Here is a 24,272-nt window from a genome sequence, read left to right as displayed (position 1 = left end):
CATGCATAGCGTTCCCTTATGGCAATTTCCAGCACGCGCGCTCGTTCTCTACTTGATTGTCATGGTTGCACTGCGCATCATGGGCAAGCGGGAAATCGGTCAACTCTCCGTATTCGATCTCGTTGTGTCTGTCATGATGGCCGAGTTATCGACCTTGCCGATGGAGGACCGACGCGTACCGATTTACGAGGCGGCCATCTCGATCGCGTCCCTTGTGCTCTTTCAGGTCGCGGTTGCGTTTCTCCAGATTAAGAGCCATCGTTTTCGGCATCTGATCGACGGAGAGCCATCGGTTCTCATCGAACATGGGAGAATTCAGGATCGGGAAATGCAAAGAATCCGCTACTCGGTTCACGATTTGCTCACTCAACTTCGCGAGAAGGGCGTCGCAAATGTGGCCGATGTCGAGTTTGCGATACTCGAGACGTCGGGCCAACTGAGTGTCATCCCAAAAGCCGAGGCGCGGCCGCTGACAGCGCGCGACCTGGGTAAGCCAGTCGCAGCAGAAGCGATTCCACTGCCGCTTGTCATCGATGGCCGCCCTGTGCCCAAGACGCTCGCGATCATCGGCCGCGATGAGGTGTGGCTCAGAGATGAACTTGAGCATCGCGGATACGCCTTGGAAAACGTGTTTTATGCGACCATCGACGCGGCAGGTGCGATATGGATCGACGAGCGGGATCGAACGTAGTGCACCGTGTTTGGCGGTGTTGCTGTTTACACTGCAAATGGCATCCAGCGGACGATTCGTGAGAGAGCAGGGCCAATCTTCGGGATCCGCGAGACCGCTCGACTGGTTAGTACGCGCAAGGTGCACAGCAGCGCAAGGTAGAGGAGGAGTCCGCCGCCGATTGCCAGGAGCAGGGTGGTCCCAGGCACTGGGCGGTGGTACGTGATGACTTGCATGTAGACGAACATGCAGAGCGCGGCAATGCCCACGCGCAGGAGCGATTGCAGTCGAATGTGGAAGCCAATCATGCGCACGACAAACCACAGGTTTAAGAGTGTGGAGAGTGTAAAGGAAAACGCCGTTGCCATGCTCACGCCGAGAATGCCGAGTTCGGGGCGGCGAGCTAGGACGACGACGAGCAGAAGTTTCGCCACGCCGCCCACAATCGAGTTGACCATCGCCACGCCAGCCCGATTCAGGCCTTGCAGGATACCTGTCAACGGCGCTTGCAAGCAGAGCAGAAACTCAAACGGGGCCATAATGGCGAGAATGGGACCGATGTTCGGTTGTTTGTAGATGGCGGACGTGAGCGGCCCTGCGAACAGGGTGAATATCACGGACGCCGGGAACGAGATGAGTGCAGTTGCTGTGAAGCTTTGCGAGAGCCGTTTGCGAATGCGGAACATCTCTCCGGCCGCTGCTGCTTCTGAGACCGCTGGGACAAGATTGGTCGCCAACGAGGACGTGATGACCGTCGGGAAGACGAGCAGTGGGATGGCCATGCCGCTGTACTCGCCGTACATGCTGGTGGCTTGGCTCGTGACAAAGCCCGCGGCTTGTAACGCACGCATGACGAGGACGGGTTCGGCGGCGAACAAGAGCGACCAAATCAATTTGCTCAAGGTTACCGGAAGTGAAATTTGCCCGATCGCGTGTACAGTGCTGCGCATCGATTCGGCGGCACGCGTGTAGGCAGGTTCAGGAACGACGTCGACGAGACGGGCGCGTCGACGCTGTTGAAAGACCATAAATAAAAGGCCGGAGAGTTCGCCCAGTACCATGCCCATCATAGCAGCGGCGGCTGCGTACGACAGCGAATAGCGGACAAAGTATGCCGCAAGGATCCAAATGCTCAAAATGCGCACTGTCTGCTCGAGAATCGAGGCCCATGCGGTTGGCGCCATATCCTGCAGTCCCTGAAAATAGCCGCGATAGAGGCTTGAGACGGCGATGATGCCGACGACAGGGATCATGGCGAGATAGGTTGGGTACGCGCGCGGATCGGTCAGCCAATGTGTTTCAATCACATGACGCAGCAGGTACATGAGCAGGGTGAACAGGGCTGCCAGGCATGCGACCGAAATCCCGGATATGCGCATAATGCGATGAATCCGAGCGCGATCGCGCTGCGCCACAGCCTCCGCCACCAGTTTGGAGATGGCCAAGGGGAAGCCCATGGTGACAAAGGTCAGAACCAATCCCAGGATAGGGAAGACGATTTGAAACAAACCCATCCCCTCGGCGCCGATGATGCGAGTAAGGAAGATGCGGTATATGAAGCCCATCACGCGTGTGACAAGCCCTGCAATCATCAGCACGAGCGCTCCGTGTAGGAAGGTGTGGCGATTCATGGTGCAGTACCTCCCGTTTTGGTTTCTGTCTACGGCAGACATGTACGTTATTCCGTATGCGAAGCGAGCGTGAGGTAGTCCTTTTTTTGGACCAGAGAGGAATTTGCGCGGTGCGGGTGGAAAGATAGATAGCTTAGGCCAGCCGAGGGAGATGCATGGGGGATGGATCCGTTTCAACTTCCGTCGATCGCGGAACACAAAGCGGCAATTCTCGATCTTTGCCGGGCAAAGATCGAGGAATTTAAACTGCTCGGATATGATCAGGTCGATTTTGACGAGTTCTGGTCGTACATCGAATCGAAAGTCAGGTTTGGCATTCAGTTGCACGAGTTAGTAGAACTCATTCTATCCGTTCGTATCACCGATTACATGAATTATTTGACCGTGAATGCCTACCGCCAATTGGACGGCGGATTTGGCGAGCCGTCGCGTTCGTGACACAAAGTGGCTTGATATTGCGCAGCCAGTGCCTTCGAGGCAGGTTTTTTTGTTTGACGGCGAAATTTGTCGTTCGTATACTGGACATGGCATGCTGTTGGAAACGGCAGCGGAGCGTTCGTTTGGCTGGACGAAACCCGTTTTGCGGGCGAGGCTGGACGGCGGACTGAAGGAGGACAAGCTATGAAATGGGGACGCCTGTTCGCGTTTCTGCTGATGGTCGCCGCGATCATCGGCGTCACTGCGGGCACAGTTCCACAGGTATGGAAGTCGATCCCGCTTGGGCTCGACTTGCGGGGCGGTGTCGATTTGCTGTATGCGGTCGATACGCCAAAAGGGCAATCGCTTTCGGACAGCGGCCGTCAGGCGTTGTTGAAGGCGGTTGAAATGCGCGTCAACTCGCTCGGCGTCTCGTCGCCCAGTATTGATCTCGAAGGCAAGAATCAGCTTGGACAGGATCAGATCCGCGTCCAGGTCGCGGGTGTGAAAAACCAGCAAGAAGCGGTTCAGGTCATCGGCGCGACCGCCCAATTGGCCATTTACGGAGACGCGACTGTGGATAAGAAGACGGGCAAGATTACACCCGTCGGCGCACCGCTTGCGACCGGCGCTGACCTCAAGAGCAACGCCAAGTGGGTCGTAGATCAGCAGGACGGCAAGAATGCGGTCGCCATTGAGTTTAAACAGGCGCAGAAGTGGATCGATATTACAAAAGAGTATGTAGGGAAGCCCATTTTTGTTTTTCTCAACGGGCAGCTGTTGACGGATCCTGTCATTCAGCAGGTCATGTACAGCGGCAGCAGTGAAATATCCGGTGGAAGTCTGACGACGCCGCAGGCGTGTATGGCGCTGGCAAACGAACTGAATGCGGGAGCGCTGCCGTATCCGCTGACGCTTGAAAGTGAGACGAGCGTGGGTCCGTCGCTTGGTCAAACGAGCTTACAGCGCACGATGGTCGCTGGTCTCATCGCCATCATCATCATCTTCGCCTTCATGATGTTCGTGTATCGCTTGGCTGGTCTTATCGCCGATATTGCGCTCGTCGCATACGGCTACTTGACTTTGTTGGTCTTCTCGGGGCTGCACGTCGTGCTCACATTGTCGGGCTTGGCGGCACTCGTATTGGGTGTGGGAATCGCGGTTGACGCGAATATCATCACGTACGAGCGCATCAAGGACGAGATGCGGAACGGCCGGAGCTTGCGATCCGCCGTACGAGTCGGCAACAAGAACGCCTTGCGTACCATCGTCGATTCGAATGCGACGACGTTTATCGCCGGTGCTGTCATGTACATCTTCGGCGGGCAGGGGGATGTCCGAGGATTTGCCGTCGCGCTCATGGTCGGCATCATCGTCAGCCTTTTGACCGCTGTCTTGCTCAGCCGCCTCATGCTGCTTACGTTCACGGCATCTGGCGTCGTTCGCCGCCCATGGTGGTACGGCGTCGGGAAGGGAGTGTTGAAACAGCATGAAACCCAGGTTTAACATTGTTCGGTTGAGCAAGTGGTTCTTTATGCTGTCGGGTGCCATCACGGTTGCTGGCATCATCGTCTTCGCCCTGTTCGGATTCAATTTGAGCACAGACTTTAAGGCAGGATCGCGAATTCAATTTCAATTGAATCAACAGGTTCCGGATGCGCGCGTGCGCCAAATGTTTCAATCGGTTGGTCTCACCATAGGCGATACAGGGCTCACGGTTGGCGGCATCGAACGAAACGTCGCCATCGTCACGCTGCCCGAACAACTGAGCGCGAAACAAATCGCCGCAATTCAGACGGCTGAACACAAATTCTTTCCGAACGCGAAGCAAGACATTCAGGTTAACTCAGTCGATCCCTTTGTGGCACAGCAAACGGCGCGCAAAGCGATTTGGGCCGTTCTCGCGGCGGCGGTTTGCATTGTCATCTACGTGGCCATCCGCTTCGAATTTCGCTTTGCCATCGCCGGCATCATCGCATTGTTGCACGACGCGTTTATCGTTCTTGCCGCTTTTGCGCTGTTGCGCCGCGAAGTCGATTTGACCTTTGTGGCGGCTTTGTTGACGATTGTTGGGTATTCCATTAATGACACCATCGTGATTTTTGACCGCATCCGTGAGAATGTAAAGATTCACAAACCGGACAACATTGAAGCCCTGCGCGAGGTCGTGAACAAGAGTTTGTGGCAGACCATGACGAGGTCTATCAACACAGTGTTCACGGTGCTTGTCGCTGCTGTGATTCTTTACTTTTTCGGCGGAGTGTCCATCCGCAATTTCACGTTTGCGCTCATCATTGGTCTCATTAGCGGCGCGTACTCGTCCATTTTTATCGCGAGTCCGATTTGGGTTGCATGGAGAGGCCGCTCCATGCGTAAACATAAAGCCGTCACGAATGAGGCAAGTGCACAGTGAATCAGGACATTTGCGCGAAGCGCTCCCAAGGGGCGCTTCTTTATTTCTATCGCACGCACACCGCTAACGGTGGAAAGGACGAGATCGGCAGTGGATGCAACAACCAGACTTGCGCGTCAAGGAACTCGAATCGCGTACGCCAATGCGGGCTTTAACGTCGCCCTCACGGTCGCGAAGGGGCTCGTTGGTGCAATGGCACACAGTGACGCGCTCATTGCCGACGCAGTCCACTCAGCTTCTGATCTCGTCGGCTCCTTGGCCGTCATCATCGGGCTTCGGATCGCCCGGAAACCCCCTGACGAGGATCATCCATATGGCCACGGCAAGGCGGAGTTGATCGCATCAATCGTCGTGGCAGGGCTCCTTATCGCCGCCGCCATCGACGTGAGCGTCTCGTCGATTTCCTCGTTCTTCAAGCCCCCCAAAGTTCCTGAAATGGCAGCGGCCGAAATGGCCTTCGCCGCCATCGTGGTCAAGGAACTGCTCTTTCGATATAACGTGCGGATCGGCCGCCGCTTGCAAAGTAAGAGCCTCATGGCGCAAGCGTACGATCACCGCTCCGACGTTTATTCGTCCTTGGCGGCGCTGATTGGCATTCTCTTGGCCATCATCGGAGAACGGCTGGGTATGCGATGGCTAATGTACATGGATACTGCCGCCGGTCTGTTGGTGGCATGTCTCGTTCTCAAGATGGCTGTCCATATTGCGCAAGATTCGCTGCAGAGTCTGATGGATAGGGTCGTGCTGGAAGAGGACGCCTTGCATCCGTATCGCGAGCAGGTGCTGCAGGTGCCGGGCGTGCGTGCCATCGACGAACTGCGCGTGCGCGATCACGGCCAGTACGTGATTGTCGACATCGAGATCGCGGTGGATGGGGACATCACAGTGTTTGCAGGTCACGACATTGCGGCAACAGTTCGCCGTGTTTTGCGTGAGAAATTCGCGCGCGTTCAGGACGTGTTTGTTCACGTGAACCCGTACGAGGCGGGGGACGAGCGAGTGAGAAAGGATCAGGAATTGTGAGTACGATGCAACCGTTGTGGAAGGCCGCTGGCGTGCCAAACGAGGACGCCGCTTGTTTGGCAGAGCGTCTGGGACTGCCGACCCGAGTTGCGCGTTGGCTGTTGGCCCGTAATATTGTCGGCGAAGACGAGGCGCGGCGATTTTTGTTTGCGCGTGAGGCGTGGACGGACCCTTTCGACTTTCTCGACATGCGCGGCGCCGTCGATCGCATCCTTGCTGCCGTTCGCGATCGTGAACAAATTGTGATTGTCGGGGATTACGATGTGGATGGGGTCACGGCGAGTGCCATTCTCGCGAGTGAACTTGAGGCGCGCGGAGCCCATTGGCATTGCATCATACCAGAGCGGGTGGCAGACGGATACGGACTTGCACCACCGCTGGTCGAGCGTGCGCACCAGCTTGGTGGCACCTTAATTGTCACGGTGGACAATGGCATCCGGGCACAGGCGGCGCTCGAAGCAGCTGGGAAAATCGATATCGACGTGATTGTCACAGATCATCATGAACCTGTCGACGAGCTTCTCACATCTGCATTCGCCGTCGTTCACTACAGCCGTCACGCCGATCCGGAGCGGGCTCGTGCGCTGTCAGGAGCAGGTGTCGCTTGGAAGCTGACACAGGCCATGCAAGCGGTCGATCCGCGGCGACCTGGAAGCACGCCCGCGCAATTTCACGAGGCATGGCTCATGGGTCTGGCGGCGCTTGGCGCGGTGAGTGATATGATGCCCATGCGGGGCGAAAATCGGAGGCTCGTCCGAGAAGGACTCATGGCCTTGCGCTCGTGCCAGCGCCCTGGCTGGCTGTTGCTCTGTGAGCGAGCCAGAGTCGATGTGAGCAAGCTGTCCGTAAGCGACATCTCATGGCGGATTGGGCCGCGTGTGAATGCCGCCGGGCGCATGGCGCATGCAGGTACGGCATTCTCTTTGCTCATGGCCGAACAACGGTCACAGGCTGCCGATCTCGCTGACGAGATCGAGCGGTTAAACGTCCAGCGCAGGCAGGCGACGGAGCGAGCCACGCAAGAGGCCATCGCGCAAGTCGAGTCTATCTATGGGCCAAGTCCAGATGCGGTCGTCGCTTGCGGCGAGTGGCCGTTAGGTGTTGTCGGCATCGTCGCCGCCAAGTTGGTCAACCACTTTGGCTGCCCGGCGATCGCGCTTGCGCAAATGGAGGACGGCCTGTTGCGCGGGTCAGGCCGTGCACCTGCAGGCATCTCCTTGCACTCGGCAGTGGCTCTCTGCGCACCCTATCTCAGCCACTTTGGCGGTCACGATGCGGCGATAGGCTGCGGCCTGCAGATGACACACCTGGCGGATTTTCGAATAGCGTTCGCACGAGCGGTGGCGGATTTGCGCGCGGAGACGCGCGATGTCGACGCAGTCTCGTCCGAGAACATGATTGCGGACGACTATCTGCCGTTGTCGGAACATGGGCTCGAGTTACTTGATTGGGCACAGCGGTTTGCACCGTTTGGGCCCGAGAACGAACCTTTGCAATTGTTCGTTGGGCCTGTCGAAGTCCGTCAGGCGACGAAGTTGGGAAATGGATCGCATCTGCGGCTGCGGCTTGTGGAGGGCGGCGTCGAACAAGACGCGGTCTGGTTTCAGGTGCCGCCTCTCGCGGCTGCTAGGTTGGAAAGCGGGCTGCCGCAAGTGTGCGCATTCTTGGTCGAGATCGAGGAGAACGTGTGGCAAGGGCGGCGCACTGCACAGTTGCTCGTCCGCCGGGGATGGGTGCTTGATGCGCCGGTGTTGCGATCGCGCTTCGCCGCAGTGTATCGGTTGTTGCGGCAGGGAGTCACGGGGGTACAAGCTTTGCTTCATGCTCTGCGCGATCGCGGCGAAGTCTGTGCGCCACAGGAACTTGCCGCGATTTTGGCGACATTTGTCGAATTGGGATTTGCCGCTGAGCGCGATGGTGCGTATCATGTCATAGAGGGGAAAAAACGCGATTTGCGCGATGCGATGACATACCAGTCACTCGTGCGCGAGCATTTGTCTCCACTGGACGATGCAGAGTGGACAGGCTCGGGCTTGGGCGAGTGACAGCAAAGGGCGTAGAGGAGAGAACGTGTTGACCATCCAATATCGAGATTGGATTCGCGATGTTCCGGACTTTCCAAAGCCGGGCATCTTGTTTCGCGACATCACACCGCTTTTGGGCAATGGTTCGGTCTATCAGCAGGCGATTGCTGAACTCGCGGAGCGCGTGCGGGCGTGGGGCGCCGACGTGATCGCAGGGCCAGAGGCTCGTGGCTATGTCGTGGGCGCACCGCTTGCCGCGACGCTGGGACTTGGTTTCGTGCCCGTTCGCAAACCGGGCAAATTGCCGTATACCACGGTGTCCGTGACGTACGACTTAGAATATGGTCAGGATAGGCTTGAAATTCATAGTGATGCCATTCAGAAGGGGCAACGTGTCGTCGTTGCGGACGACTTACTCGCGACTGGGGGAACGATGAGCGCGACCATCGAACTGGTTCGCAAATTGGGTGGAGAAGTTGTCGGGGCTGCTTTTTTCATTGAACTAAAGGCCTTAGAAGGGCGTTCACGCTTGGGTGACATTCCGATTCATACGCTGGTCCAATACGAGTCATGAGGTGGCTTGGGTCGACGGGAGGTGACTGCCATGACGGAGCAAACGAAGGATCAGTCGATAGACGGCTTGTGTGAAAAGTTAGCGTCGTACTGCAGCCAGGAAGAACTGGATGAGGTGCGTCAGGCCTACGAGTTTGCCAGGCGCGCGCATGAGGGTCAGGTGCGCATGTCCGGCGAACCGTATATCACGCACCCGCTGGCAGTCGCGTATATTCTTGCAGATTTGCAGCTTGACGCGACCGCCGTCGTCGCGGCCTTGTTGCATGATGTGGTCGAGGATACGCCGGTGACGGACTCGAACATCGTGCAGACGTTTGGAGCCGAAGTGGCGTCCCTCGTCGACGGCGTGACAAAACTAAAGCGAATTCGCTTCGATTCGCGCGAGGAACAGCAGGCCGAGAATCTGCGCAAAATGTTCATGGCGATGGCACGGGACATCCGTGTTCTCATCATCAAATTGGCGGATCGGTTGCACAACATGCGCACGCTGCGCTACCAAACCCCTGAGACACAGATGCGGAAAGCGCGCGAGACGCTTGAAATCTTTGCTCCGCTGGCCCATCGGCTTGGGATTAACACAATGAAGTGGGAATTGGAAGATATTTCGCTGCGGTATCTGAATCCGCAACAGTATTATCGCATTGTCAATTTAATGGCGCGTAAGCGACAGGAGCGCGAGCAGTTTATTGAAGGCGTGATGGACGTGCTGCGCCAGAAGCTGGGCGAGCTCCATCTCAAAGCAGAAGTGAGCGGTCGTGCAAAACACATTTACAGTATCTATCGCAAGATGACCACGCAGCATAAGGAGTTTAATGAAATTTACGACCTTTTTGCCATTCGCGTCACTGTGGAGAGCATCAAGGATTGTTACGGCGTGCTTGGTGTGGTTCACACCATGTGGAAGCCGATGCCCGGGCGGTTCAAAGACTATATCGCGATGCCGAAAGCGAATATGTATCAAAGCTTGCATACGACAGTCATTGGCCCGAATGGCGAACCGCTTGAAATTCAAATTCGCACGTGGGAAATGCACCAGACGGCAGAATACGGAATCGCGGCGCATTGGGTCTATAAGGAGTCGGGATCGCGCAGGGTCGAGGACGATTTTGCGAAGAAATTGGCCTGGTTTCGCGAGGTGCTTGAATGGCAGCAGGATTTTCGCGACGCCCAGGAATTCATGGAGACACTAAAAATCGATTTGTTTTCGGATCAGGTGTTTGTGTTCACACCGAAGGGCGACGTGATCGAGCTGCCTGCCGGTTCCGTGCCCATTGATTTCGCGTATCGCATCCACACGGACATTGGCAATCACTGCATCGGCGCGAAAGTCAACGGCAAGATGGTGCCCCTCGACTACCGCCTGCGCACTGGCGATATTGTCGAGGTGATCACCAGTAAGCACTCGTATGGGCCGAGCCGCGATTGGTTGAAAATTGTACAATCGTCCCAGTCAAAGAGCAAGATTAGGCAGTGGTTTAAACGGGAAAAGCGAGAGGAGAACGTTGCGCGCGGGCGTGAGCAGATTGAGCGTGAGATCGTCCGTCAGCGCCTGGAGCCGAAGCAGTTGTTGACCGCCGCAGGTCTTACCGAAGTGATGCACAAGTTTAGCTTCTCCCGTGAGGAAGATCTCTACGCTGCCGTCGGTTATGGAGGGTTGAGCGCGGCACAGGTTGTCACGCGCCTCGTCGAAGTATACCGCCGTTCCCTCGAAGAGAAGCCGGTTGATTCGATGTCCATCACCAAGGGGCAGGCGAAGCCATCGGATACGGGTGTGCGGGTTAAGGGCGTCGATAACGTACTCATTCGCTTTGCGCGTTGTTGCAATCCTGTCCCTGGTGACGATATCGTCGGATTCATCACACGTGGGCGTGGTGTTTCGGTTCACCGCGTTGATTGTCCAAATGTTGCCGCACTGTCAGCGGCTCAGACGCGAACATTGGAAGTTGAGTGGGCGACGAGCAAGGACTGGTCATACAACGCTGAAATTGAAGTCACAGCACTCGACAGGCACGGTCTTGTCAACGAGGTACTCAATGCCGTCGCCGAGACGAAAACGGATATCACGGCGGTCAGTGCGCGAGCCGATGCCAAAAAGGTTGCACATATCCATATGAGTATCCGCATTCGCAATTTGGATCACCTCCGCTCCGTAGTCGAGCGTTTAAAGCGGATCAAGGACATGTACAGTGTCCGGCGCATGATTCAGTGACGAAGATTTGGCAAGGAGGAGCGGTATGCGCGTAGTGGTACAGCGAAGCGGTCCAGCGCGAGTCGAGGTTGAAGGCGAGATCGTCGGGCAGATCGCGGGCGGACTCGTGTTGTTGGTCGGCGTGAGCAAGGGCGATACGGAAGAGGATGCCGTTTATCTGGCGGATAAAATTGTCGGGCTCCGCATCTTCCCGGACACAGAGGGCAAATTGAACCGCGATGTGCGCGAGGCCGGCGGCTCCATTCTCTCTGTGAGCCAGTTCACGCTCTACGGCGATGCCCGAAAGGGCAGACGGCCGAGTTACGCAGAGGCGGCAGCGCCTGACGTCGCAGTCGACTTGTACAACAGGTTTAATCAATTGTTGCGCGATCGCGACGTCCATGTCGAGACAGGCCAGTTTCGCGCGATGATGCAAGTGCATCTCGTGAACGACGGGCCGGTCACATTGTTGCTCGACAGTAAAAAGGTGTTTTAGATCCATCTCCCGACCTCCCCAGCATCACATAGGTGAGGAAACGACCTCCAGCATAGCGGTGCCGTCTGTGGTGGACGATAGGGTGGGGGGAGATGGAGTTATGGAGAACGAGATTCACGCCACGCATACCTGCTATGCATGCGGACACATCATGCCGTTTGCGGGCCATATCTTTGGTGGAATCGTAGTCGCACACGGCAACGAGGTCGATGCGTCCATCTCGGTCACTGGAACGACCGGCAACTATGTTGAAATGGCGATTGAGCTCCAGTGTCCGAAATGCCACGCAATCAATCAGTTCAAAGCCCTTCATCCAAAATCGTAATCCGTTTCACGTTATATAGTACAACTCGCATTTGACACCGCTTCGGGGTTGCCGCACTATCCGTTTGCGCGTTGCAGGGCCAAAGCTTGTTCTCTGGCATCTGCATACACCCTCCAAAACGCACGCCAGTCTCCTGTCGCTTGGCCTGTATACACTTCCAGGCGCTGACTGGCGTCTCCCAGTCGATCCGCCCGTACATTCAGCAATTGAATATGTGAACGCAATTGATGCAAAAAATGCGTCACCGACAGACTCGGCTGATCGAAGGCGAGAACGAGTACTTCATTCGCCCCCATCCGTATGGCCACAGCATTGGGAACCGCGTGGGTGGACCAGCACTGTCCAATGTACGCGACGGCTTGCTCGCCCTCCAACAGGTCCATGTTTTCGTGGTTGGCGATTGAGACCACAACGGCTGTCGCCGTGGTCCACTCCGAAAACGGTCGCTGTACCGCTTGCGACAGCCACGCCGAGGGGGCGTCTGCAGTGAGCAGTTCGACGAGAAATGCGCGATGATATAACTTGGTTTTGGCGTCATACAGATGTGAAACCGGTTGCCGTGCATCTTGATAGGCTGCGTAAAGCGCGTCGCTCAGGCGTTCCGCCGTTCGTTGCAGACGTTTGCGATCCGCCTCTGTATACACGCGCTCGAGTGTGGACTGTACGTTTAGGGTACCAAAGACTCGGTTGCCCCGAAGCAAGGGTGCGCGGATCACCGATTGAATGCCTTCAGCAGCCAGGCCGTAATCATCATCAAATTCGGGGTTGTGGAGGATGTCCACGCACATGACGGGTTGTTTCGTGCGTTGGACAAACGCCAAACCGCTATTGGCGACGGGTATCAATGTGCCCACGGGTCTAGCCGGCACGTCATCGCGCAAGGAAACCTCGTGTACGGCAGAAAAGGCGGCACCGTTTTCAGCAAATTCCAAACTTAGTCGATCCAAGGGCACGTGTTCCACAATGGCGTCGGCCAAGTACGAAGTCAACTCGTGTAAGCGCGGGCGACGCCGAACGTTCGTCAGGACGGTGTCTAGCCACTCGCGTTCGCTGAACCGTTCCAAGTTGTGTGCATCGTCAGGCACAAAATGGGGATGGCGTGGTTGCAGTGTTGCGATAAACGCTGAGAGCTGAAAGGATGTTGGCGGAACTGGAGCGCCGAATAGATATCCTTGAATCTCGTCACACTTGCTGTCACGCAAAAAGTCAAATTGTTGGACCGTTTCCACGCCTTCGGCGACAACGCTCAGGTTGAGCGATTTCGCCAACGAAATGATGGCTCCAATGATTGGCGTCTGATTGACCGCACTCTGAATCCCAGCCGTAAATGAGCGGTCGATTTTCAGCGTATGTACTGGAAATTGCATGAGATAATTGAGCGACGAATAACCCACGCCAAAGTCGTCGATCGCGATGCGTACACCAATCTGGCGCAGTTTGGTCAAGATGTGAACCGCCCGTTCGACGTCGTACATGGCCGTGCGCTCTGTAATTTCAAGTTCCAGTAAAGACGGTTCAAGTCCAGATTCAGCAAGTGCCTGCTCAACAAGATGTGGGAATGACGGTTGTAGAAACTGGCGGCTTGAAATATTTACGCTGGTGCGCACGCGGTAACCCTGCTTGAGCCAGGTACTGCCCTGTTCACAGACGGCGCGCAGGACGTACTCGTCAATTGGAAGAATCAAATCGCTCGATTCGGCGATGGGAATAAATGCATGCGGTGGAATGTCGCCAAGTTCTGGATGCCGCCAACGACAGAGGGCTTCCGCACCGACGACCTGCATCGATTTGGCATGCACTTTTGGCTGATAATAAATCTGCAAGTCGCGATTGCGCAGGGCATGTCGGAGCATCGTTTCAACCATGAGCGGCGGCAATTCACGAGGAGGCCTTGCGCAATCCGTGCGCACTTGGTTGCTCCCCAATTGCTTTGCACAGCGAACCGCTGCATCCGCTTGGCGCAGCAGTTGCTCGGCGGTCGCCTGGGGATGCGATCCTGTCGCAATACCGACGCTGGCGGTGACAATGACTTCTGTGCCGGCAATGTGATGAGGCTCGGCGATGGCGAGACGAACTCGTTCGGCCACCGCTTCTGCACCGTCCTTGTCGACGTCGGTCAAAGCGACGGCAAACTCGTCAGCACAGAGTCTGCTCGCCGTTGCCGACATCGGAATGGCTGTTGAAATTCGCTGAGCGGTTTCGCGCAGGACCATGTCGCCATCCGCATAACTGAAATGCTCATTGACCATGCGAAACCGATCCAGATTGACAAGGAGTATCGAGACCGTTGGCGCATTGGGCATCGCTTGTGCCACGGCATATAGAAAATGGCTGCGGGAAAACAAGTTGGTCAAGGCGTCCCGCTGCACCGGTAAAAAGTCATTGCCCACAAAGCCACCGCCTCGTATCATGCTGCGCTTTAGAAATACTTCGTTTCTATAGCGTATGACAAAAGTTCAGTTCCCTACGTGATGTCGTACCTTGACTATTTCGACATTCGCAGATGAAAGTCCTCTTGTCTCGACGTGTTTCAACGATTGTCGACCGTGGGGGATTGCGGTGCAAGCAACGTCCATGCCAGAGGGCCTACGAGGCTGGTTACAATCGATACCAGGATGGTGCAGGCAGCCCACATTTCGGGGATCATATGGGCGTCGACAGCGAGTTGGGCGGCTGCTGCAACCAGGCTGAGCCGGCTCGACAACAGGAAACCAGCCGCCCACGTCTGCCGCCTGCCATGGGAATAGAGGAGGACGTGGGCGGGTAGAAGTTTCACCGCGAAAGCCATCGCCGCAAAGACAGGCAGCCAATACAGTGCCTCTTGCGAGTGGAGTTGCGCAATGGGCATCGTATATCCGGTTGCCACAAAGAACATCGGGACGAACACGGCATAGCCAACGCCATAGCTATACATTTCGACGAGTGGCTTGTACGCAAAAGACAGGCCGCGGACAATCATGCCAGCCAGAAAAGCGCCTAAAATGGGCTCGCTGCCGGTCATGTCTGCGAGCATGGCAAACAGCGCGACAAGTGCGATGGTCGCACGTGTTCTGTCCATTCCTTGACCCAATAGGCGACCAGCGGCAGGGATGCTGCGCAATTTCCAAAGGCCAAGTCCGACCCCAAGCGCGATCGGCAAGATGGCGAGTGTAAGCCCAACCCGCCAAGGATTGTCCGTGGCGTGGGCGCCAAGCAACAACGAGACGAGCAGCATCGTCATGAAGTCTGCGATCACGGCGCTATAGAGAATGGCTTGGCCCAAGGGATGGCGGAGATAACCTGTTTCTTCGAGCACGGGCAGGACGACGCCAAGGGACGTCGTTGCGAACAAGAGCGATAGCATATAGGGGTTCGCGTTGCCAGGCGCGAATCGTGTCAAGCATGCGCAGCAGACAAAGCTGAAGAGCAATGTTGCACAAAACATCATAGTTCCAACGATGGCCGGGGATGGACCGTCATGATGACCGTCGCGGCGTCTGGCAAGCAGCAGGTGAACGTCAATTTCCATGCCGGAGAGGAACATGAGAAACAACAGCCCCAAATCGCCGAACCGGCGCAGCCACCAGGCGTCCATGGGTGTGACATGCAGTGCGGGTAGTTTTAGAAACAGTCCGACGAGAAGGTAGGAGATGGGGCTCGGCACCCTGAACAACGGTGCACGCCTGAGGAGTGCGGCAACCGCGAATGCAGCGACAAACCATGCAAGAAATCGAAAGATCGTGGAATCCAATCCGCTCACCCCGCCAACGCTATACGATATGCGCCGCGGGACAAGCGAATGACAGCCCTTCAGTGGATTAAGGTATAGACCTGTTGCGCGATGACGATGCAGGTGACGCCGATAAAAATCGGTCGCACGTAGCGCGAGCCCTTGCGAATGGCGAAGCGCGATCCTGTAAACGCGCCAATCATCATACATGCGCCAAGGATGAGTCCCGCTTCATAACGGACCGACCCGACACTGGCGAATGCGATTAAAGCCCCTACGTTGCTTGCAAAGTTGAGTGTGCGGGCATTGCCGCTGGCTGCCAAAAAGTCAAAGCCAAGCAGGACAAAGCCCATCATGAGAAACGAACCTGTGCCTGGTCCGAAAAAACCATCGTAAAACCCGAGCACGATGGCGAGCAGAGCCGTCCACAGATACGTGCGGGCTGTTGTCGTACGCATCGCTTCGACCAGACCCAAGTTCTTCTTAAAAATTGTATAGGAGGCGACCAAGATCAGCATCACCAGTACAAATGGGCGAAGAAATGAGGACGGAAGATGATGAACGACGATGGCGCCGGCTGCCGAGGCGAACACACCGAGCGGAAAGAGGGGGCCGACGAGACGAATGCTGACTTTTCCAGATGTTAGATACGACGTGAAGCTCGTGACAGCGGACATCGTGCCAGCCAATTTGTTGGTGCCAAGTGCCAGCGAAGGGGGCAGGCCGACGAACAGGAGAGCGGGCAGCGAGATGAGGCCGCCGCCGCCAACCGTCGCGTCGATGAAGGCTGCGACAAATCCAGAAACGGCCAAGGTGATGACGGTCATGAGTGACAGATGCACTGTGTAACTCGTCCTTTCTGTGTGCACGATGTTCGGTCCAAAATCTTGAATATTGTACTGCCACCTACCTTGCCTGACAACCTTCATTTGTTTTATTTCCCTTTGCGTGCATGGTTTTTCACCGGCCAGCCAACCTAGTCGTAGACGAACTGGAGACGAGGGGGATTCGCATGTATCGATCGCGCTTGCTGTCGCTTGCTGCCGCTGGCGCCGTCGCCTTGATGGCCGTCGGTTGCGGTGCAAACACCGGAGCCATCGTGTCGAAATCGCAAACGTCCTTGCGGCCGTCTCACGACACCGCTGCGGTGCTGCAAAAACCGGATTCGCCGGGTATTCCGGCCCCTGTTTCACTGGCCGCGCTACAGCATAACAACGTTTGGTATAACATCGACTTGCCAGATGGCGATACGGGCTATCGTTGGGGCTATATGCACGGCGTGTTTCAAATGGAGCGCACGGAGGACCGGGGGGTTTCCTGGCGCGGCGTAAATCTGCCTGTCCGTTTTCGCCTTGGCGGGGATTCGGCTTACCGCGGTGTGGAAAATCCGCAGTTGGCAGTGGTCGATCTGGATACGCTTTATCTCTACGGCGTCTCTGGGCGTTCTTTTGTGCGGGCGGGGACAAGCGACGGTGGTGCGCATTGGAGCACATACCGAACAGATTTAGGGGCGGATGGCTTTCGAGTGGCTAGCGTAAGTCAGCCTGCCAAGTCACAAGCATGGGTGTTACTCGCCGGAACGGGTGCAGCCAACAGCGGTGTGACCCGCCTCTATCATGTGACGAATGGAGGCGCCACCGCCGCGGAAGTGAAGGTCGGCCCATTGCCGTCGGGCTCGGGTCTGCCCATGAACGCACAAGCTGTTGTCGCGTTTACCAACCTGCGCAGTGGGTGGCTGCTAGCGACCGATCCACGTGGTGAACTATCGCTGTATCGGACAGAAGACGGCGGTGGACACTGGTCGGTACGCACGCTCAATCCACCAAAGCAAATTCTCGGGGCGCGTGCCATTCGGGTTTTCCAGCCGCAACTTCTCGAACATGAAGGGACGTTTGCTGCCATGTTCGCCACAGGATCCGGAAAATCGAGCAAGCCACATGTGGTGATATTCCGATCGCGCGACGGTGGCAAAACCGTTGCCGGTGAGTTGACAGATCAACTGGATGGGGCGCAGGCCAACTACGAAGGTCAACCGGCGGTGTTTACGACACCGGATTATGGCTATGCCGTCCATGGCGGGCGCTTGCTTCGCACGACGGATTCTGGTGACAGTTGGCTCGCGGTGCACTCGCCGTCCTTGGAACTGTGGCTGCAACGTTATCCATGTGTTTTGGCGATGGACTTCGTGTCCTATACGCAAGGCTACATGCTGCTGGCCGACCGGGCGCAGAAACACACCGTGCTCTTACAAACCGCTGGCCTGCGGGATCGGTGGCAGCCAGTGCCGTAACCGGCCGCCAAGCCGATGTTTAACGTCGGGACAGCGCTGTAAAAACATCATCGGCCGCCTGCTGCCCTTGCAATATGCAGTCAGGCAACCCGAGACCTTCATACCCGGCGCCCGCCACAGCAAGGGAGGGCGCCTGACTTTGGATTGCAGCGCGGAGCGCTTGGAGCCGTTCGCCATGGCCGACGAGGTAATTGGGCATCGCGTGCGACCAGCGTGTGACCTTGTGCCAAGTCGGCTCGGCTTGGATACCCACGATGTGTCCCACTTCGTGGCTCACCTGTTTGACCATGGCCTCGTCGTCTAACCGCAGATGTTCTTGCTGTCCCGCTCGTCCCACGTAACAACGCAGCACCACCATGTCGGCCGGGGCTGTGTGAGGCCACTTGCTCGACATCCACGTACTTGCTGTCATCGCCATGCCTTCGGAGCGGGGGACGAGAAAGCCAGAAGCGTGCGACAAGTCGACGCTGACATCCCGCTTTCGGTATGCGAGGATGACTGTCGCCGTCGAGGCATACGGCACAACAAATCCGTCGCCGGCCACCCCAAGCTGATGAAGCAGATTTTTGGCGGCTGCGACAGGCGTTGTGATGACGACACCATCAAACCGATCGGTTTGCATTGCGCCGTTCTCGTCTACAGCCTGCAATTCATAGCCATCCGCCGTCCGGCGCATCGCGGAAATTTCCGTTCCGGTCCGGATGGATACGCCTTGGGCGATGTCGTCGCGTAACCGTTCGATCACGCTTTCCAGCCCCGTGCGCACGGTCACGAAAGCACTGCGCCCCGATGGACCGCTGTGATGCGTCTGTTGTCGCTTGCGGTTGGCGATCGCGCCGATGATCAAACTTCGCGACTGTACCGCGAGATCGTATAGTTGGCGCCAGGTGGCAAACAGGCTTAGATGGTCGATTTGCCCAGCATAAATGCCCGCGAGCAAAGGTTCACCAAGATAATCTACCCATTCATCACCCAGGCGAGATCGCAAAAATGCACCAAGCGACACGTCTTCTTCCATGTGACTGGCTGGCAGCCAGACATCGGCGAGCGCTCGCAATTTGCCCTGCGACGAGAGTAAAGATGACGCCAAGAATGTTGGAACGTCCGCAGGGATCCCGACAAACGTCCCTTGTGGCATGGGGTGAAGGCGACCGTTGCGAACGATGAATGTCTGTGAGGCACCCGGGTTCATATACACAATGTCCGCTTCCATGCCGAGATCGCGCAACAATTGCACTCCGGCTGGTTTACGGGCGAGCATGGAGTCGGGGCCGCCTTCCACGACAAGCCCTTGTTCTCGATACGTGCGAATTTTGCCGCCAAGTCGATTCTCTTTTTCATACAGGACGATGTCACAGGCCATGCCGTCGGTGCGGCTGCGTTGCAAGAGGCGCCGCGCTGCCGTCAGACCCGTGATACCCCCGCCGATCACCGCCACTTTCATGGGTCGATCAGCTCCGCTTCTCGTTCAGCCCGGCGCACAGCGTCGCGGAGGGCGGCCAGAAACGCCGGATCGTCGTTCATTTGGCGGGTGCGTACCAAGTGCAATCCCAACTCGCGCGCCCGCGCTTGGGCCTCGATGTCAATGTCATAAAGGACTTCCAGGTGATCCGCGACAAAACCTTGCGAGCACGATACGACCTCGCTGTAACCCTCCTCTTTTAAGTCGCGCAAAACGTCGAGAATGTCCGGCCCGAGCCATGGCTCACGCGTGCGGCCAGCACTTTGCCAAGCGTACATGTAGTGGTGCAGATCCAGGCGCTTGGCAATCGTGTCACCGGATTCGTGCAGTTGTTCGACATACGGGTCGTTCATCTCGAGAATGCGCGCAGGCAAGGAGTGTGCCGAGAAGACAACCATTGCGTGCTGTGGTTCGCGGCAGCGAGCCAAGGCTTCTTGAACGCGATCGGCCAAAGCGTCGAGAAAGCGCGGCTCCATGTGCCATTGGCGGACATAGCGGAAGCTTGGCCCACCGAGGCGCGCCGCCGTCTCCCGCACCTGCTGATGGTATGTTTCAATGCTCATCGTCGAATAATGCGGTGCAAGCACGATGGCGATCGCCTCCGTGATTCCGTCCTCGTACATTCTCGCTACCGCGTCAGGGATGAACGGCGATGTGTGTTTCATCCCCTGGTACAGCCTAACCGGCCTGCCGCCGTCTGCATTGAGCAACTGAGCAAGTCCCTCCGCCTGCCGCCTGGTAATGTCAGTAAGTGGTGACACGCCGCCAATGGCTTCGTAGCGGCGAATGAGATCAGCCAACTGTTCGTCAGAAGGTGGCCGGCCATGGCGAATGTCGGTGTAATACGGCAGCACCTCGTCGAGGCTGTGCGGCGTGCCGTAGGCCATCACCAAGAGGCCCATTGGTTGAGTGTTCAACGGATTTCCTCCTCAGAGACAGCTTCTCCAGTTTGCGTTGGCTGGTACGCGTGCACGGTTTCCACCAAATGGCGCAATACACCGAGATCTGTGGTCGGCTTGACGCCATGGCCCAGGTTAAACACATAGCCGGGTGCTGCCGTGCCTTCGTCCAGAATGTCTTGCGCGAGTCTGTCGATCACGTCGATGGGCGCAAACAGCATCGCGGGATCGAAATTGCCCTGCAAAGCCATGTTGTTGCCGACGCGTGCGCGAGCACGAGAGAGTGGGACGCGCCAATCGACACCGATGACGTTGGCTCCTGTTTCGGCAAAGTCAGCCAAGAGTTCACCCGTATTGACGCCGAAGTAAATCAGCGGTACCTCGAGCTTTTGCAGTTCGTGGAAAATACGGGTCATGAACGGCTTGACGCTTTTGCGAAACGCGCCGACGGAGAGGCTGCCCACCCACGAGTCGAATACCTGCAAAGCGGAGGCTCCCGCCTCAATCTGAGCTCGCCCGTAGCGGATGACCATGTCCGCAAGCTTGTCCATTAACGCCTGCCACAGATCCGGGCGAGCCACCATCATCGTCTTCGTTTGCAAATAGTCGCGGGACGGTCCGCCCTCAATCATATAACTTGCGAGTGTAAACGGTCCGCCCGTGAAGCCGATGAGCGGGACGTGTAACTCCGCGCGTAATAGGCGAATGCTTTCGAGGACATGCGGCAACGCTTCACTGGGCGCAAATGGCTTCAGCCGCTCGATGTCTTCCTGCGTACGGATGGGCTCTGCGATAACCGGCCCAACGTTTTCGCGAATCGTAAATTCGAGCCCCATCGCTCCAACAGGAACCATAATATCGGAAAATAAAATGGCGGCGTCGACGCCTAACTTGCGAACCGGCATCAAGGTGACCTCCGCGCACAATTCAGGTTGGGCGCAGATGTCCAAAAGCGAGTAACGTTCGCGAATCTTGCGATATTCCGGATCATAGCGGCCGGCTTGGCGCATGAACCAAACGGGTGTGACATCCGTGGGCTGGCGCCGGCAAGCCTGTAAAAAGCGTTCGTTTACCAATGTATGTATCCCCATTCGACGTCCACCCACCTCATCTTTCGTAGGATGGCCGATAGTTGGTGGCTTTCATCCACTGTTATACCGAAGCCCGAAATGGAGTTGCAAACGGACGATAGGTCCGCTGTCTGGCAAATGGGGTGAGTTCGTAAAACTGTCATTTGCTTGGCGCGAGGAGTATAATGATGGGGCAAGACAAAGTGCGAGGAGGCGTGCTCGTGAGTTTGGAATTGGATTTCTATCAGATGATGATTCAACCGATGCGCGACGAGCTGACCAACATTGGATTTCGCGAGCTTCGCACGGCCGAAGAGGTCGACGAAGTGATGGCAGATAAGACGGGAACCACCTTTTTCGTGGTGAACTCCGTATGTGGTTGTGCGGGTGGGATCGCCCGTCCAGCCGTGGCGATGGCTCTCGAGAACGACCGCCGTCCGGATCGGCTCGTGACCGTGTTTGCGGGACAAGACAAAGAAGCCACCGCGCGCGCACGCGAATTTTTCACAGACATGCCGCCATCGTCGCCCTCATTCTTCCTGTTTAAGGACGGCGAATTGGTTGGTGTCCTTCACCGCAGCGACATCGAAGGTTCGCGAGCGGACATTGTCGCAGGCAAGTTGATGGCTTTGTTTGACAAATATTGCGAGGCAAAGACGAACTGAACACTTGGACACGCACCGCTTCCGTCCGGAGGCGGTTTTTTCTTTGTATCAGGCAACATGATGGCACGGGCATCCTGGTCTCGTGTGATATGATGAAAGCATCATGCTGGCAAAGGGGAGCGGCTGCGATGAGCGGATTTACATATTGGCAACGGGCCGAAAACGTCTTTCCCGACGTCCGCAACATTTTTTGCGTTGGTCGGAATTATCGAGATCATGCTGCTGAACTTGGCAATCAAGTGCCCACGTCGCCGATGATTTTCGGCAAATTCACACACGCCTTGACCGCCGCGCGCGACACGGTGCCGTTTCCGGTTGGACGCGCCGAAATTCATCACGAACTTGAAATTGTGCTTTGGATCGATCACGCCATTGCAAACGGCGAACGGCCAGAACAAGCCATTGGTGCCATTGCTTTGGGGCTTGATTTGACGGACCGCGCATTACAAAGTCAGCTCAAGACACAAGGCCATCCATGGGAAGCGGCCAAAAGCTTTCGCCACTCCGCCATCGTCTCCGACTTTTATTCGTTCTCATCGTTCTCTGACGTGACCGATTCGACGTTTGCGATGACGGTAAATGGCCGCCAGGTTCAGATCGGGCAGCCGCAGGACATGGTGTTTTCGTTCGCCGCTTTGATTCGCCACTGCGCTCAGACGTACGGGCTAAATCGCGGCGACTTAATTTTTACGGGTACGCCGGCAGGCGTCGGGCCGCTTCAGGCAGGCGACGAGGTGGTGTTGACCATGAACGGAGAGATATGGGCAACCTTTTGCATGACTGAAACAGATGAGGGGGGAAAGGCTTGAGTTCGAGTGCACTCGATTCGTATCTGGAGGCGATCTACGTATTGCACGCTGAGGGGGAACTGGTCTTGGCCTCGCGCGTGGCTGATTATCTCGGCGTTTCCCGCCCGACCGTTTCGCAGACTCTTCAGCGTTTGCAGGCCCAAGGCTACGTCGAAATTGGCGAGGCGCGCGAGTTGTTATTGACCGCCGAGGGCAGGGCACGCGCCGAGGCCATCGTTCGCAAACATCGGTTGCTGGAGCGCTGGTTGACCGATGTGTTGGGGCTCGACTGGGCGGATGCGCACGTCGAGGCGGCGCGCTTGGAAGGCAGCGTATCGCCGTTGGTGGAAGATCGGCTGAATGAGCTGCTGAAGCATCCGGCCACATGTCCGCACGGCAATGTGATTCCTGGCAATGGCTTTGTACAGCCAAAAGGGCTTTCGCTCTCCGAGGCGCCGACCGGTGTTCCGCTCGAAGTGATACGCATCGTCGAAGTCGCCGAAGAAGATTTGGATTTGCTTCGATTTTTCCATCGGACAGGCCTTGTCCCCGGCGAGACGGTCGAGGCCGGACAGCATCAGCCTTACGAAGCTGGGATTCCGGTGACGGTTCGCGGCCAGACCCTTTCACTCGATCCGGCGATCGCCGCGCGCGTTCAGGTGCGCGCGCTAATCGCGAACCAACAGGCATAGTTCCGACCCGTTTCGTCCACCTTAAGCGCGACGAGAAGCGAGTGAGGTGGGCGTGTTGTTTCGCAAGTCAACGGTTTCAAGGACATGGCTTCGCCTGGCTGCAGGGTTGCTCGCCTTATGCAGTTCACTGTTGTGTCTGTTGGTGCCCGTCCCATACGCACAGGCCGCTGGTAAGGCCCCGTATGTCAATGCGAAGGCCGCGATTGTCTACGATGCAACTACGAGAAAGGTTTTGTACGACAAGTTGGCCGATACGCCCATGTATCCTGCCAGCACCACCAAGCTGATGACCGCCATTCTGCTTGTCCAGCATCTCGAACCCGATAGCCCTGTCTACATCGGCACCAAGGCGGCCCATCAGCCGCGCGTCCGCCTCGGCGTCAGCCCTGGCACGACCATTCCGGCGGACGACGCGTTGCGCGCATTGCTCATGAAAAGTGCCAACGACGTCGCGTATGGCATCGCCGAGACGGTGGGCGGATCGCAGGAAGGTTTTGCCCGGATGATGAACGTACAAGCACGTCTTCTCGGGTGTACACATACGCGATTTGTCACACCAAACGGTCTGCATGCGGATGCCCACACGACATCGGCCAAAGATATTGCTCTAATCTTGGCAGAGGCTATTCGTTATCCGCGCATCGTCCAGGCCATGCAGACGCCGTCAGCCACCGTTGCTGGTAAGGCGATCCGCAATGGCAACAGGCTTCTCTACAGCCCACCCAGTGCCATCGGCACGTTTATTGGCGGCAAAACCGGATTTACTTCGAAAGCGATGTACTGTCTGGCCACCGCCGTTCGCCGATCCGATGGACATGTCATCATCAGCGTCGTCTTTGGCGCTCCTCGGAAAAGTTTGATGTATCGAGAGACCATTCGCCTATTGACGTGGGCCAACCGGATGTCGAATCATAGCGCAAGTTGACAAGCAGGTCCC

Annotated in this window: 23 protein-coding genes; 16 read left to right on the top strand and 7 right to left on the bottom strand. The window is 56.8% G+C overall.

Features of this window, described 5'->3' with window-relative positions; genetic code table 11:
* Nucleotide 1: 1 nt before the first annotated feature.
* Nucleotides 2-691: a DUF421 domain-containing protein gene (locus tag C7445_RS00210; protein ID WP_166668917.1), complete on the top strand. Its 690-nt coding sequence runs from the start codon at nucleotides 2-4 to the stop codon at nucleotides 689-691.
* Nucleotides 692-717: 26 nt separating this feature from the next.
* Here the strand turns inward: C7445_RS00210 and spoVB are convergent, their stop codons facing one another.
* A complete protein-coding gene (gene spoVB / locus C7445_RS00205; protein ID WP_166668916.1) occupies nucleotides 718-2,301 on the bottom strand; it encodes a stage V sporulation protein B in 1,584 nt (527 codons plus the stop codon).
* Between the two features lie 162 nt (nucleotides 2,302-2,463).
* Between spoVB and C7445_RS00200 the strand changes: the two genes are divergently transcribed.
* The 10 genes from C7445_RS00200 (at nucleotide 2,464) to C7445_RS00160 (ending at nucleotide 11,760) form a co-directional block, all read left to right on the top strand.
* Nucleotides 2,464-2,739, top strand: coding sequence for a post-transcriptional regulator (locus C7445_RS00200; protein WP_134158051.1), 276 nt, complete (start codon nucleotides 2,464-2,466; stop codon nucleotides 2,737-2,739).
* A gap of 49 nt (nucleotides 2,740-2,788) precedes the next feature.
* Nucleotides 2,789-2,926, top strand: a complete 138-nt coding sequence (locus C7445_RS14475; protein WP_208320793.1) for a hypothetical protein — start codon at nucleotides 2,789-2,791, stop codon at nucleotides 2,924-2,926.
* On the top strand, nucleotides 2,923-4,224 hold the full coding sequence (gene secD / locus C7445_RS00195) for a protein translocase subunit SecD (RefSeq protein WP_134158050.1): 1,302 nt from the start codon (nucleotides 2,923-2,925) through the stop codon (nucleotides 4,222-4,224). Before C7445_RS14475 ends, secD begins: the two co-directional genes overlap by 4 nt.
* On the top strand, nucleotides 4,208-5,131 hold the full coding sequence (gene secF / locus C7445_RS00190) for a protein translocase subunit SecF (RefSeq protein ID WP_134158049.1): 924 nt from the start codon (nucleotides 4,208-4,210) through the stop codon (nucleotides 5,129-5,131). The genes secD and secF overlap by 17 nt, the downstream gene beginning before the upstream one ends.
* Before the next feature lie 90 nt (nucleotides 5,132-5,221).
* Nucleotides 5,222-6,154 carry a cation diffusion facilitator family transporter gene (locus C7445_RS00185; protein ID WP_134158048.1) on the top strand — a complete coding sequence of 311 codons (933 nt, stop codon included), beginning with the start codon at nucleotides 5,222-5,224 and terminating at the stop codon, nucleotides 6,152-6,154.
* A gap of 5 nt (nucleotides 6,155-6,159) precedes the next feature.
* Nucleotides 6,160-8,199, top strand: a complete 2,040-nt coding sequence (gene recJ, locus C7445_RS00180; protein WP_134158374.1) for a single-stranded-DNA-specific exonuclease RecJ — start codon at nucleotides 6,160-6,162, stop codon at nucleotides 8,197-8,199.
* A 34-nt stretch (nucleotides 8,200-8,233) separates the two neighbouring features.
* On the top strand, nucleotides 8,234-8,752 hold the full coding sequence (locus C7445_RS00175) for an adenine phosphoribosyltransferase (RefSeq protein WP_134158373.1): 519 nt from the start codon (nucleotides 8,234-8,236) through the stop codon (nucleotides 8,750-8,752).
* A gap of 30 nt (nucleotides 8,753-8,782) precedes the next feature.
* On the top strand, nucleotides 8,783-10,960 hold the full coding sequence (locus C7445_RS00170) for a RelA/SpoT family protein (protein ID WP_134158047.1): 2,178 nt from the start codon (nucleotides 8,783-8,785) through the stop codon (nucleotides 10,958-10,960).
* Between the two features lie 25 nt (nucleotides 10,961-10,985).
* Entirely contained in the window at nucleotides 10,986-11,435 is a 450-nt protein-coding gene (dtd, locus tag C7445_RS00165; protein ID WP_134158046.1) for a D-aminoacyl-tRNA deacylase, read from the top strand.
* Nucleotides 11,436-11,535: 100 nt separating this feature from the next.
* Nucleotides 11,536-11,760 (top strand): hypothetical protein, encoded by a 225-nt coding sequence (locus C7445_RS00160; protein ID WP_134158045.1) that lies wholly within the window; start codon nucleotides 11,536-11,538, stop codon nucleotides 11,758-11,760.
* Nucleotides 11,761-11,816: 56 nt separating this feature from the next.
* Here the strand turns inward: C7445_RS00160 and C7445_RS00155 are convergent, their stop codons facing one another.
* The 3 genes from C7445_RS00155 to C7445_RS00145 all read right to left on the bottom strand — a co-directional run bounded on the left by C7445_RS00155 (nucleotide 11,817) and on the right by C7445_RS00145 (nucleotide 16,296).
* On the bottom strand, nucleotides 11,817-14,150 hold the full coding sequence (locus C7445_RS00155; RefSeq protein ID WP_243834844.1) for an EAL domain-containing protein: 2,334 nt from the start codon (nucleotides 14,148-14,150) through the stop codon (nucleotides 11,817-11,819).
* 140 nt (nucleotides 14,151-14,290) lie between these two features.
* Nucleotides 14,291-15,490 (bottom strand): cation:proton antiporter, encoded by a 1,200-nt coding sequence (locus C7445_RS00150; RefSeq protein WP_208320792.1) that lies wholly within the window; start codon nucleotides 15,488-15,490, stop codon nucleotides 14,291-14,293.
* A 59-nt stretch (nucleotides 15,491-15,549) separates the two neighbouring features.
* Complete coding sequence (locus C7445_RS00145; RefSeq protein ID WP_134158372.1) at nucleotides 15,550-16,296, bottom strand: sulfite exporter TauE/SafE family protein; 747 nt, start codon at nucleotides 16,294-16,296, stop codon at nucleotides 15,550-15,552.
* A gap of 185 nt (nucleotides 16,297-16,481) precedes the next feature.
* On the opposite strand from C7445_RS00145, the gene C7445_RS00140 reads away from it, so the two are divergent.
* A complete protein-coding gene (locus tag C7445_RS00140; RefSeq protein WP_166668913.1) occupies nucleotides 16,482-17,759 on the top strand; it encodes a beta propeller repeat protein in 1,278 nt (425 codons plus the stop codon).
* A 19-nt stretch (nucleotides 17,760-17,778) separates the two neighbouring features.
* Here C7445_RS00140 and hemG read toward each other — a convergent pair whose 3' ends face one another.
* The 3 genes from hemG to hemE are packed head-to-tail and all read right to left on the bottom strand — an operon-like array spanning nucleotide 17,779 to nucleotide 21,211.
* Nucleotides 17,779-19,203 (bottom strand): protoporphyrinogen oxidase, encoded by a 1,425-nt coding sequence (hemG, locus tag C7445_RS00135; RefSeq protein ID WP_134158041.1) that lies wholly within the window; start codon nucleotides 19,201-19,203, stop codon nucleotides 17,779-17,781.
* A complete protein-coding gene (gene hemH / locus C7445_RS00130) occupies nucleotides 19,200-20,138 on the bottom strand; it encodes a ferrochelatase (RefSeq protein WP_243834843.1) in 939 nt (312 codons plus the stop codon). The genes hemG and hemH overlap by 4 nt, the downstream gene beginning before the upstream one ends.
* Nucleotides 20,135-21,211, bottom strand: a complete 1,077-nt coding sequence (gene hemE, locus C7445_RS00125) for a uroporphyrinogen decarboxylase (RefSeq protein ID WP_166668912.1) — start codon at nucleotides 21,209-21,211, stop codon at nucleotides 20,135-20,137. Before hemE ends, hemH begins: the two co-directional genes overlap by 4 nt.
* A gap of 164 nt (nucleotides 21,212-21,375) precedes the next feature.
* Between hemE and C7445_RS00120 the strand changes: the two genes are divergently transcribed.
* The 4 genes from C7445_RS00120 (at nucleotide 21,376) to C7445_RS00105 (ending at nucleotide 24,260) form a co-directional block, all read left to right on the top strand.
* Nucleotides 21,376-21,855: a BrxA/BrxB family bacilliredoxin gene (locus tag C7445_RS00120; RefSeq protein WP_424922974.1), complete on the top strand. Its 480-nt coding sequence runs from the start codon at nucleotides 21,376-21,378 to the stop codon at nucleotides 21,853-21,855.
* Between the two features lie 128 nt (nucleotides 21,856-21,983).
* Nucleotides 21,984-22,664 (top strand): fumarylacetoacetate hydrolase family protein, encoded by a 681-nt coding sequence (locus C7445_RS00115; protein ID WP_134158039.1) that lies wholly within the window; start codon nucleotides 21,984-21,986, stop codon nucleotides 22,662-22,664.
* Nucleotides 22,661-23,335: a metal-dependent transcriptional regulator gene (locus C7445_RS00110; protein ID WP_134158038.1), complete on the top strand. Its 675-nt coding sequence runs from the start codon at nucleotides 22,661-22,663 to the stop codon at nucleotides 23,333-23,335. Before C7445_RS00115 ends, C7445_RS00110 begins: the two co-directional genes overlap by 4 nt.
* 52 nt (nucleotides 23,336-23,387) lie before the next feature.
* On the top strand, nucleotides 23,388-24,260 hold the full coding sequence (locus C7445_RS00105) for a D-alanyl-D-alanine carboxypeptidase family protein (RefSeq protein WP_243834879.1): 873 nt from the start codon (nucleotides 23,388-23,390) through the stop codon (nucleotides 24,258-24,260).
* Nucleotides 24,261-24,272 lie beyond the last annotated feature (12 nt).

This window comes from Alicyclobacillus sacchari, assembly GCF_004366795.1.
GTDB lineage: Bacteria > Bacillota > Bacilli > Alicyclobacillales > Alicyclobacillaceae > Alicyclobacillus > Alicyclobacillus sacchari.
The sequence above is the reverse complement of the archived record's forward strand: the minus strand, read 5'-3'. Positions and strand labels throughout refer to the sequence as shown.